This is a genomic window from Nostoc sp. DedQUE07 (assembly GCF_034530975.2).
Taxonomy (GTDB): Bacteria; Cyanobacteriota; Cyanobacteriia; order Cyanobacteriales; family Nostocaceae; genus Nostoc.
Window position 1 is genome coordinate 1 of sequence record NZ_JAVRCC020000098.1, and the last position, 12,059, is coordinate 12,059.

Here is a 12,059-nt window from a genome sequence, read left to right on the forward strand (position 1 = left end):
CTCAAGCTTTAGGATTACCAATAACAGCAATAAAGCAGTTGATACGTTATCCCCACGAACAATTTGTATTCCCTGAGGAGGTATTACCACGTGGTAACGCTCTCTAATAGACCAAATATCTTAGGCGGCGCTGGACGCGACCAAGAATCCACTGGGTTTGCCTGGTGGTCTGGTAACGCACGTTTAATCAACTTATCTGGCAAACTACTGGGTGCTCACGTTGCCCATTCTGGTTTGATTGTATTTTGGGCTGGAGCGATGACTTTGTTTGAAGTCGCTCACTTCATTCCTGAAAAGCCCATGTACGAGCAGGGCTTGATCCTGTTACCTCACCTCGCCACTCAGGGCTGGGGTGTTGGTGCTGGTGGTGAAGTTATCGATACTTTCCCCTACTTTGTTGTCGGTGTACTCCACCTAATTTCCTCAGCCGTCCTTGGCTTTGGCGGTATCTATCATGCCGTTCGCGGTCCAGAAACCTTAGAAGAATATTCTTCTTTCTTTGGTTACGACTGGAAAGACAAGAACAAGATGACCAACATCATCGGATTCCATTTGATTATTTTGGGATTCGGTGCATTGCTTTTAGTGTTAAAGGCAATGTTCTTTGGTGGGTTGTATGATACCTGGGCACCAGGTGGTGGTGATGTTCGGATTATTACCAATCCGACATTGAACCCAGCAGTTATCTTCGGCTATGTAATCAAGTCTCCCTTTGGCGGCGAAGGCTGGATTGTCAGCGTCAATAACTTAGAAGATGTGGTCGGTGGTCACATCTGGGTTGCCTTTATCTTAATTTCTGGTGGTATTTTCCACATTCTTACCAAGCCTTTTGCTTGGTCGCGTCGTGCATCCATCTGGTCTGGTGAGGCTTACCTCTCCTACAGCTTGGGCGCTCTTTCTCTGATGGGCTTCATTGCCTCAATCTTTGTTTGGTTCAACAACACTGTTTATCCAAGCGAGTTCTTTGGTCCTACCGGTCCAGAAGCTTCTCAAGCTCAGGCTTTGACCTTCTTGATTCGTGACCAACGCTTGGGTGCTAACGTCGGTTCTGCCCAAGGCCCTACTGGTCTAGGTAAATACCTGATGCGCTCTCCAACTGGTGAAATCATCTTTGGTGGTGAAACCATGCGTTTCTGGGATTTCCGCGGCCCTTGGTTGGAGCCTCTACGTGGTCCTAATGGTCTTGACTTGGAAAAAATCAAGAATGATATTCAGCCTTGGCAAGCTCGTCGCGCTGCTGAATACATGACCCACGCTCCTCTGGGTTCTTTGAACTCCGTAGGTGGTGTTGCTACCGAAATTAACTCCTTCAACTACGTATCTCCTCGCGCTTGGTTGGCGACTTCTCACTTCGTACTAGCATTCTTCTTCCTAGTTGGTCACTTGTGGCACGCTGGTCGCGCACGGGCTGCGGCTGGTGGTTTTGAGAAAGGAATTAACCGTGATACTGAGCCAGTGATGTTTATGGACGACCTAGATTAGGTTGTAAAGTTTATTTCATCACTGACAATTAATTTAAAAGCTCTTGCATAAAAGCAAGGGCTTTTTTTATAGGAAAATTAGTAATCTATTAATTAAAGTGAGCGACTTGCCAAGGTAACTAATCTATGAACGATTCCAATTTTATTGATGCTTTGCGATGGACATCTGAAGCTAAGGAAAAGTTACAAAATATTCCCTTTTTTGTCCGCTCTCAAGCTAAAGCCAGAATTGAACAGCTGGCTCGTGAAGCCGGCCAAGATGTTGTGACTGCTGATTTGGTAGAACAGGCTAGGCTTGAGTTTGGACAATAAATCAGGAGTCAGGAGTCAGGAGTCAGGAGTCAGAATTCAGAATTGGTAAATACCTACCAATAAAGGGATAGAGTTTTAAGGCGAGAATATTCCAGTCAATTTAATTCATAATTATGAATTATTATCAACTTCCTCCTACATTCATCGCTGCTAAAACAGCCTTCTGGCTTACATCTCTGTAAACGGTATTCAAATATTTCATTACCACATCACTCGAAGTTGAATTTACTGCGTTTTCCTCTTCCTTTGCTAGGGGAATCGCTCCCAAGACATCTAAGATCGTCTCGCTGCTAGACGGTACAATCACTACTAAAGATGACTCTAGTGGCTCGTTGTATTGCCAGAAAGAGTCAATTTTTACTGAATATTTGTTATTAGTAATTGACTGTTGAACATCAGGCGTTTCTGTAGTATTGGGTTCAATCTTGGCACTACGTAATTTACGCAAATCGCTGATAATTTGCTCTTTGGAACGTCCGCGTAATTGAAATAGTACAAAGGGGTCTTCACTGAAGCGATCGCCTAACTGATAGTATATCGCACCAATGTGTTTACAAGGATTTGCTTTATCAGGACAAGAGCATTTACTGTGAACGTCACCAAGGGTAAATGGAAATATCGAAAGACCATTAGCTGTGAAGACTTCTTCTATATTTTGTGGCATTTCTCCTGCTAGTAGCTTGGCAGCAAAAATTGCCCTTTGTGACATGGTTTCAATTACATAACCCCACTGTTCATCGGTAAATGGTTCAAGGGAAAGGGAAACTTTATAGGGTTCTACTTCACTGCCTTGCACCTTAGCCAATACTTTTGCACCTTTAAATTCGATGCTCAAAACATTTCCTTGACGAGCATAGTTTCTCGCACGTTCTAAACGTTTTTTAAAGCGATAGGAATCTAGCAAATCTAGCCATTGTTGTGACCACCATTCTCGGCTTGCTTGTAATGTGTAATTAGTCATGATTTTACCTTTAAAATTATTGGATAATATTGAAATTCAGTCATTAATTATGAATTTATAAATCAAATAATAGAAATAAGACTATACCGCTACAAGTGTTTCTTCAAAACTTAAAATTACCCTCAGATAAATTAATGAGTGTATTAATCCAATGCAAATCATTTTTTGCATCTCGATTTAACCGCAGCATATCGTGAAGGTTCATTACTTGGTATTGATATCTATTGAGTAAAGCGTTCAATGCATTAAGAATAGATGTCTGATCTAGGGAAGGGTAGGAGTGTTTTAGAACCTCAATTAACATCTGACTGCCGCGCTGTTCAAAGTGAGCAGATGGAGACATGGAAGAAGGATTTTTGAGGAAATAATCGTCAATTTGCATCATGCTTCCGCGAAAATTGTCCAGCAGTGATTGTGCATAGAAAAGTTCTCCACGCATGACTCGACGATATACTTCCTCGGCTTGTGCTAGCCCTTTGCCGATCAGTCGATTCACCTCATCAACATCTAGTGTAAACTCTAAGCCAGAAGAAGCTTCAATAACTTGGTGTATTAACTTTTTAGGATCGTAAATAACTTGAACAGGTTGTAAGTACCAAGGGGAGGGCTGAAGATTCTCTGGCTGGTAGTAAAGGACATCGATTTTATTGAATGGATGGAAGTGAGAGACGCAAACCCATCGAATTCCTGCTGGCCACTCGTTGTATAGCCATTCTCCCCAGTATTTAGGAGCAGAAAAACGCTCATCAAGAAATTGCTCGTATAATTCTGGTTGAACAACAACTCTAAAATCAATATCAGAGAATTCATCGGTTGTCCCTGATGCTATAGATCCTTGAACGAATAAAGCCTCAACACCTTTCTTCACTATAAAATAATCAATGACTTTTTTAAGTAAATGTTGACGTGCTGAATTTAACTCGTCTGCATTAAGTTTCATCCTTCATCCTCGTCAATTACTGCGCTGCGATCGAGTATTAGTAAGTTGCGAAGTTGGTCTGTATCCAGTTCAGTTAACCATTCTTCACCAGCACCAACAACTTGTTCAGCTAGTTGTTTCTTACTTTCGATCATGTCATGAATTTTTTCTTCTAAAGTGCCTGTGCAGACAAATTTATGTACTTGTACATTCCGGGTTTGACCAATCCGAAATACTCTATCTGTGGCTTGATTTTCCACGGCTGGATTCCACCATCTATCAAAGTGGAATACATGATTTGCTCGTGTTAAATTCAGTCCTACTCCACCCGCTTTTAAAGAAAGAATCATAATCGGTGGCCCTTGGGGGTCGTGTTGGAAACGGTCAATCATTTCCTCCCGTTGTTTTTTGCTGGTGCTGCCATATAAAAAGAATATTTCTCGCCCAAGCTGTTTTTCTAAATAGGGTTTAAGTAATTTACCCCACTCAGCAAATTGTGTGAAAATTAAAGCTCTGTCGCCTTCTGCTAAAACTTCTTCTAAGATTTCTTCTAGCCGCAGAAGTTTGGCTGAATTATGTTGCTCTAATGTCGCCTGTTTCAAATATTGGGCTGGGTGATTGCAAATTTGTTTGAGTTTGATTAACAAAGCTAAAATCATCCCCCGGCGTTGCAATCCTTCCGCAGATTCAATCTCTACTAAAGATTGTTCTACAACTTGTTGATAAAGTGCAGCTTGTTCACCAGTTAAACCGCAAAATACGGTCATTTCTTGCTTATCTGGTAAATCTTGAATGATGTCGCGATCGCTTTTCAATCGCCGTAGGATAAATGGTTGCACTAATGAACGTAACTGAGTCAAAGAAGCCGTATCACCATACTTTTCTATTGGCATGGCAAACCGCCTCTGGAAAAATTGCTTATTGCCTAAATACCCAGGATTGAGAAAATCTAAAATAGACCATAGCTCTTGCAGTCTATTTTCTACTGGTGTCCCCGTTAATGCAATGCGAAATGTAGCTTCTAATTCCCGCACTGCTTTTGACTGCTTCGCCTCTGGGTTTTTCACATTCTGGGCTTCATCTAAAACAATTATCTGCCAAGATACACTTTGCAATGACTTGATATCTCGATACAGAAGTGAGTAGCTGGTAACGATTAAATCATGTTTTTTTACGGCTTCTAAAAACGCTTTTCCTTTTGGACGTTTGTCACCGTGATATTGCAAAATTTTCAGGCTGGGTGTAAATTTATTGACTTCTCTTTCCCAGTTGCCTAAAACCGAAGTTGGACAAACTAGCAGTGTTGGATTTTCTAGTGCATCTTGTTCTTTCAAGTGCAGCAGAAAAGCAATGAATTGGACAGTGTTATGGCAAATAATATTGTTAGCGACAAAATTATGGTGTTCGCTAACTTCAAAGTCATAAACCCATCCATCATAATCTATGTCCTCTATTGATTCTATCCTGCAATAAAATACCTCTTGGTCGAGAAGACATTGCAAAGACTGTCTTGTTAAGCTCAACTGTTCTACATCTAGGTTGCTATATGCTGACAAAGTTTGAGTTGTCCACTTGGAAGGTTTTAATAGCTGATATTGTTCTTGGGCTTCTCCACTAATCATACGGCTCATCCCAGCTATTACTCGCTGTAAACTATCTCTAGAAAATTGCTGTGAACCATTAATATAAACAGTGTTGTGCATCCCCAAATGCCGCAATGGAAGTCCCGTTGCTATGACTGTTTGGGCAACCATATCAGAAGCAGGAATTCCTTCAATATTTGTGTTGCTGACTAGTTGACAAATTCGTTCTAATTTGCTCTTTTTTTCTGAGTTATTAAAACCAATTTCTTGGATAAATCTGCGGGCAGAATTCCCTCCAATTACACCAATATAGTAAGTGCGTAAAGTACGAGTTCCATTAGTGGCACACTTCAGTTTGGGCGATATTCGCAACCAAATACCGAAACGACGCAGTAGTGCCGAAAGTTGCTGAATTAGTAAAGCTGAAGCTGTAGCAATTTCAATACTCCCCATACTCAAAACAACAGCAGATTCAGCATCAAAATAATTTTGTAAAAATATCCGCACACTATCTAAGTCTGCCTGCATGATGAAGGGTGGAATAGATTTTTCTGCCGACAATTTACCCCAAACATAACCCTTAGCTTCTAAGAATTCCCGATAGGCTTGGCTATTAACTCGAAGAGAAGCAACTCTGTTAGAGAAGGTAGAGATACTAGGGCTGTTAATTTTGAGGTTATAGCGCTTTTGAATGCGTTGGCAAGTCTGGAGTAAATCGTCTAATACTCTGGTATCTTTTTGGGATATTGTGACTCTTCCCACATCGGGTAGTTCATGCCCTTCAGCAATCTGCCAAGCAAGAAACTTGACTAAATCAGGGTCTTGTGGTTTTCCATTCCAGAGCGTTTTACCTGGGACACAAACGTAATCACCTACCTGTAAGTTATTTGTCCAACCTTTACTTGTTAGAAGCTTGTGACGATGAGTGATAGTGATATTGCTACCGTCTTCTAGCGTGACTTTTCGTAATTTCTCGCGGACTTGCTGCCGATACAACCGCCTAACATTAGCCTGGACAATTTTGCCAGTTTTTTCATCTATGGAATTAACTAGTAATTGCTCTGTGGGGTTAGCCCAAAATCCCTCACCGTCAAACTCAGTTTCTCCAGCGTGAGTTGTCCAGATTGTCTCGGCTGTGTGTAACAGTCCATTTACATCAATTAATGTATTATTTGCTACACATTTGCCCAATCCCATATCGTCTGCGAGACATGCCCCCAAACCCCAACGTTCCAAGAAGGACAGCCAAGCAGCACCACGTTCTTGATAAGGCCGCAACTGTCCTTTAAAGGCTGCTGGTGTGGGCAAAGGTGCGATCGCTTGATTATTTGTTAACGCTCCAATCAACTCTTGCAATGCCCCTGATGCATCAAAGCTGACCACTGGTAATTTTTCAATTACTTGAGTATCGCCTGTACTGAAACGCAAGGCATCTTCCAGGGAAAGTGCCATTTGGTCTTTGCGAGTGGTAAAAAATGTTTGGGCTGTCTTGATATCTTGGGGGCGCAATTCCACCCACTCGCCGTTAATTTCCACTAGCGGACTATTTAAAGCCACCAGTTTATCAAACTCGGCTTTGGAAATAGTCTGTCCGCCAATTGCCAATTGCCATTGGAAATTTAGTAAACTCTGCAAGCCTAAACGTCCCTGCTTTGTCTTTGGAGTTTCAGCAGTAATTTTCAAACCTAAACGATTTGCCCATCCTTCACGATTCGCTAAACTAGGAGGCAAAATTACTCCTAAACCACTGTCTTCCAACCTCCAGGCTACAGCTTTAATAAACTCATAAGCTTGGATGGGGGTGAGGCGAGAAGATTGGGGATATTCGGTTTCAAAACTGGGTGCGATCGCTGGATATAAACGGGAAGCTACCCCCAAACCTCGCAAAAATGTTTCTTGTGGTTGGTCAATTATCCGATTTTCATAAACCAATCTTTCAACTGGATTGTTCCAAATAGTTGCTGCATCCACTAAAAACTCTGGATCGTCAGCCGCTTGCAAAAAATACGCCAATGTCCAATCTGTTTCGCCAGACTCTGGAGAACGCAGTTGAAAACAGGTACGAAATAGACTTTTAAGAGTTAATTGGTATTGTAGCGGCATAGTCCAAGCCTTCAGTGCCGCTTCCAGCCTTTCCACTTCAATGGCATCTGCATTGACTATATGAGATCCACTCGTTAAGGCTGGCAACCACTGTCGCACCCCAGACGGTAAAGATGCGATCGCTTTAGCTTCAATTGGAGGTTGAGAACCTACCATTTCTCTCACTTGGGCATCTATCGTACTGTTGAGAAATCCCAAAAGTAATTCTTGAGGTTCTGTGGGAAAGTCTACATAAAGTAGGGATTGAGGAAACTCCTCTTCAGTCCCCACTTCCTCTTGATAAGTGCGACAAACCAACGGTATATTTCCAGAAAATCTTTCTAGGCGGGTTCCATCTACAGCACTATCTAGAAGTACTCGCCATTTGGCAGAAAATGCACCATCTGATTGTCGGTCAATTGTTGGTAAAAACTTACATCGGGAGATTAAATCTAAACTCCATCGGGCAACCTGCGACCAAAAGCGTAAATCTCCACCCAAAAAAGCATCTTCCCCTTTAGCAGCATTTAAGGGAATCGCGGCGAGAAATTTTACTGCTTCGCTGGCGTTGAGACAAAAACCTTCAACTCGCCACGGTTGCAAATATTGCGGGGAGTCTGTATTTTCCCCCAAGCTGGCAGAATGTACAGGGAAAATCGCTGTTGTTCCTTTATCACTACCTTCTATATAAGTTGGTAGGGCAATGATTTGAGAGTGCGTTGGTAAACTGATCTCAGTGGCACTGGCCGCTTTGCGCGATCGCCCAGTAGTTGCGATCGCTTTGCCCGTCGCAGGCATGGCAACTTGAGGTTTTTGAATAAAGTTGGTAATTGCCATGTTCTGGGAAGGCAACCACTCACTCAACTCAACTGATGTCATTGCCAATGGATGTACTGGGATATCTCCAGATCCATTAGACTCGAAATTCACTCGTGGCGATCGCCAAGTTTCCCCCCAAATAAATAAACAACCATTTTGATTTTTTAGTAACCAATTACAGTGTAAAATCGCCATTTGCTAACTACTCAGATTTTCCCAAAACTCTAGAATTAAAATCACAATTATTCTATTTCTTGCATCTTCTCAAGAAGATTTATTGTCCAAATTTCTCATATAATAAATATTTCAGTAATTATTCCACATAAACACTGTTAATAATGAATTTTCCCCTAATTAAAGTCTTAAAAAATGGGATGTTAGTGGAACTGGATTATATGCATCCTCAAGAACACGAGGTTGTAAGAGCATTACTCAATGTTGTAATTTTTGAAGGTAAAACCTATCCTCAAAAGCAACCTCTCTCTCCTACAGAATTTTCAGCTTACTGGTTAAGCAAGGATGCCTTTGTTGTCAGGACATCTGTTATAGATCCTACACACAAGCCAAAAGAAATATTAGGGGCGTTTTATTTAAAGCCAAACTTTCCCGGTCGGTGTAGCCATATTTGCAACGCTGGTTTTATTGTACAACCTGAGTTACGCGGTCAGGGTTTAGGACGGTTCATGGGAGAGGCTATGCTTTCGATCGCAGCAAACCTGGGCTACGAAGCAGTGATGTTTAATTTGGTCTTTGAGACTAATATACCTTCAATTACACTTTGGCAGTCGTTAGGATTTGAGATTATTGGGCGAATTCCAGGCGCGGCGAAGCTAGAGAATGGGCAGGTAGTAGACGCGCTAATCTTGTATCACACGTGTTGAACGACTTGTTTATCTTTGTATGTAACCCAAGTCAGCCATAAGGCATAAATGTTAGGATTGCCACAGAAAGAGAATAGCGAAAGAGAAGGAAAAAAAACTGAATGGCAGAAGTTGATAAGTCAATATCCTTCGATGGAAGGGATATTCGACTGAAAGTAGGCCTATTAGCTCCCCAGGCTGGTGGGTCGGTTTTGATAGAATCAGGGGACACATCCGTTTTAGTGACGGCTACGCGATCGCAAGCCAGAGAAGGCATTGATTTTCTTCCCCTTACTGTAGATTATGAAGAAAGGCTATATGCCGCAGGTAGGATTCCCGGCGGGATCATGCGGCGCGAAGGTCGTCCACCAGAAAAAACAATTCTCACCAGCCGTCTTATAGACCGTCCCATGCGTCCCTTGTTCCCCTCATGGTTACGGGATGACCTGCAAATTATTGCCTTAACGCTGTCGATGGACGAGTTAGTTCCACCCGATGTGTTAGCAGTTACAGGGGCTTCCATTGCTACCCTGATTGCCCAGATTCCTTTTAATGGGCCAATGGCAGCAGTGCGGGTTGGTTTAGTGGGAGATGATTTCATTATTAACCCCACCTATGCAGAAACTGAAGCTGGAGATTTGGATCTGGTAGTAGCAGGTTCACCACATGGCGTGATCATGGTGGAAGCGGGAGCCAATCAGTTGCCAGAGCGAGATATTCTTGAGGCGATTGACTTTGGTTATGAAGCAGTGCGGGACTTAATTAAAGCGCAGCAAGATTTAATTGCCGAACTGGGTCTAGTAATAGTGCAAGAAGCACCACCAGAAGTAGACCAAACGTTAGAAAATTATATCCGCGATCGCGCTAGCGGCGAAATTAAGAAAATCCTGTCTCAATTTAGTTTCACCAAACCCCAACGCGATGCAGCTTTAGATGTCGTCAAGGATGAAATTGCCGCGACGATTACCGAACTGCCAGAAGAAGACCCCATTCGAGTTGCCGCAACTGCAAATAAGAAGGCACTTGGTAACACTTTTAAAGATATTACCAAACACTTCATGCGGCGACAAATCATCGAAGATAACGTCCGCGTTGATGGTCGTAAACTCGATCAAGTGCGTCCGGTTTCTTGTTTAGTTGATGTCTTACCAAAGCGAGTCCACGGCAGCGGTTTATTTAACCGGGAACTAACTCAGGTATTATCCACTTGTACTCTCGGTACGCCAGGGGATGCTCAAAACCTCAACGATGACATGCAGCTAGATCAGCACAAGCGTTATCTGCATCATTACAACTTCCCCCCCTTCTCAGTCGGTGAAACTAAGCCAATGCGTGCCCCAGGAAGGCGCGAAATTGGTCACGGGGCATTAGCAGAGCGAGCGATAATACCTGTGTTACCGTCAAAAGAACAATTTCCCTACGTGATTCGCATCGTATCGGAAGTACTTTCTTCCAACGGTTCCACCTCAATGGGTTCAGTCTGCGGTTCCACCCTCGCCCTCATGGATGCTGGTGTACCAATTCTCAAACCCGTGAGTGGCGCAGCAATGGGTCTGATTAAGGATGGGGACGAAGTGCGAATCCTCACCGACATTCAGGGCATTGAAGACTTTTTGGGCGATATGGACTTCAAAGTTGCGGGGACGGATACCGGAATAACCGCCTTGCAAATGGATATGAAAATCTCCGGTTTGTCGTTGGATGTTATTTCCCAAGCCGTCCACCAAGCGAAAGCAGCCCGGTTGCACATTCTGGAGAAAATGCTCGCCTGCATCGACACACCACGGACTGAAACCTCACCTTATGCTCCACGTCTGTTAACAATCAAGATTGATTCAGACATGATTGGTTTGGTCATCGGGCCTGGAGGCAAGACTATTAAGGGCATCACAGAGGAAACGGGTGCAAAAATTGACATCGAAGATGATGGCACCGTGACAATTTCCGCTGTGGATGAGAACAAGGCCAAGAGAGCCAGAAATATCATCCAAGGTATGACCCGCAAGTTGCACGAAGGGGATGTCTACGCCGGACGCATTACTCGGATTATACCGATAGGTGCATTTGTGGAATTTTTGCCTGGAAAAGAAGGCATGATTCACATATCTCAACTAGCTGACTACCGCGTTGGCAAAGTTGAGGATGAAGTAGCGGTAGGCGATGAAGTGATTATCAAAGTGCGCGAAATTGATAATAAAGGTCGCATTAATCTCACCCGCTTGGGTATTCACCCAGATCAAGCAGCAGCAGCAAGAGAAGCAGCGGCGGTGAATCGGTAACTCGATTTGGGATTTTAGATTAGATTAAATCTAAAATCCGCGATGCCTATCGTGAAGGCATCGCCGTATGCTTCTCTAATTTGAAAAATTACGAATTACGAACTTATACTGAGCGACTTGTGCCGAGCGAAGCCGAGGTAAGTCGAAGTATTACGAATTATTTTAACGACTTTTCTAGTGTTTTTGGCTCTGGTAGTTGACCGTCAGCCAAAGATGATTAAATCAGCATTTCTAAAACTTCTTGAGCATTTTTGAAAGCTTCTTCGTAAGTATCTCCGTGAGTATGACAAAATCCCCATTCAGGAAGACTCACAACAAAACACTCATCTTCATCAGACCACTGAATAACGATTGTATATTTCATATTTACTCATACACTCTTTTACTTCTCTAATTCTGCCAACTTCTGTTGAGCAAAGTTTCGCACTTCCTGATCTGGGTCATTCTCTACTTTGTCGCGCAACAATGGTAAAGTCTGGGGATGTTGAGGAAATTGCTTGATAATTATCTCCAGTGCAACGCGCCGAGGGTTGGAATTAAACGGGGAATTATGCCTATCTTCAAAGGAGTCATTTACAGCACAGTTGTAGTAAATTTCAAACAACTTAGGCTGATTTCTAAAGTGTTTGGCTAATGCTTGGATGGCTGCACGTCGCACATTCCCATTATCATCAGCAGTGGCGCGGTCTTTGAGAATCGAGCGGGTGTCCGGGTCATCTTTGAAATTGCTGGTTAATGCTTGGATGGCTGCACGTCGCACATC

General features: G+C 42.9%; 9 protein-coding genes. 4 read left to right on the plus strand and 5 right to left on the minus strand.

The window, feature by feature from the left end:
* Nucleotides 1-90 precede the first annotated feature (90 nt).
* Both psbC and RMZ95_RS33620 read left to right on the plus strand, forming a co-directional pair.
* On the plus strand, nt 91-1,482 hold the full coding sequence (gene psbC, locus RMZ95_RS33615; RefSeq protein ID WP_322671256.1) for a photosystem II reaction center protein CP43: 1,392 nt from the start codon (nt 91-93) through the stop codon (nt 1,480-1,482).
* A gap of 125 nt (nt 1,483-1,607) precedes the next feature.
* Nucleotides 1,608-1,793 (plus strand): PCP reductase family protein, encoded by a 186-nt coding sequence (locus RMZ95_RS33620; protein WP_322671257.1) that lies wholly within the window; start codon nt 1,608-1,610, stop codon nt 1,791-1,793.
* 124 nt (nt 1,794-1,917) lie between these two features.
* Here RMZ95_RS33620 and RMZ95_RS33625 read toward each other — a convergent pair whose 3' ends face one another.
* The 3 genes from RMZ95_RS33625 to RMZ95_RS33635 form a co-directional block, all read right to left on the minus strand.
* Nucleotides 1,918-2,754 carry an SWIM zinc finger family protein gene (locus RMZ95_RS33625; RefSeq protein ID WP_322671258.1) on the minus strand — a complete coding sequence of 279 codons (837 nt, stop codon included), beginning with the start codon at nt 2,752-2,754 and terminating at the stop codon, nt 1,918-1,920.
* A 103-nt stretch (nt 2,755-2,857) separates the two neighbouring features.
* Nucleotides 2,858-3,694: a nucleotidyltransferase domain-containing protein gene (locus RMZ95_RS33630; protein ID WP_322686916.1), complete on the minus strand. Its 837-nt coding sequence runs from the start codon at nt 3,692-3,694 to the stop codon at nt 2,858-2,860.
* On the minus strand, nt 3,691-8,352 hold the full coding sequence (locus RMZ95_RS33635; RefSeq protein WP_322686915.1) for an SNF2-related protein: 4,662 nt from the start codon (nt 8,350-8,352) through the stop codon (nt 3,691-3,693). The genes RMZ95_RS33630 and RMZ95_RS33635 overlap by 4 nt, the downstream gene beginning before the upstream one ends.
* Nucleotides 8,353-8,495: 143 nt before the next feature.
* Between RMZ95_RS33635 and RMZ95_RS33640 the strand changes: the two genes are divergently transcribed.
* Both RMZ95_RS33640 and RMZ95_RS33645 read left to right on the plus strand, forming a co-directional pair.
* Nucleotides 8,496-9,038 carry an N-acetyltransferase gene (locus tag RMZ95_RS33640; protein WP_322686914.1) on the plus strand — a complete coding sequence of 181 codons (543 nt, stop codon included), beginning with the start codon at nt 8,496-8,498 and terminating at the stop codon, nt 9,036-9,038.
* A gap of 101 nt (nt 9,039-9,139) precedes the next feature.
* The gene (locus tag RMZ95_RS33645; protein ID WP_322686913.1) at nt 9,140-11,296 is read left to right on the plus strand and encodes a polyribonucleotide nucleotidyltransferase; all 2,157 of its coding nucleotides are present in this window, start codon (nt 9,140-9,142) and stop codon (nt 11,294-11,296) included.
* A 217-nt stretch (nt 11,297-11,513) separates the two neighbouring features.
* Here RMZ95_RS33645 and RMZ95_RS33650 read toward each other — a convergent pair whose 3' ends face one another.
* The gene (locus RMZ95_RS33650; RefSeq protein ID WP_322686912.1) at nt 11,514-11,660 is read right to left on the minus strand and encodes a type II toxin-antitoxin system HicB family antitoxin; all 147 of its coding nucleotides are present in this window, start codon (nt 11,658-11,660) and stop codon (nt 11,514-11,516) included.
* Between the two features lie 18 nt (nt 11,661-11,678).
* Nucleotides 11,679-12,059 (minus strand): HEAT repeat domain-containing protein (locus tag RMZ95_RS33655; protein WP_409884497.1); only part of this gene is annotated, 381 nt, incomplete at its 5' end.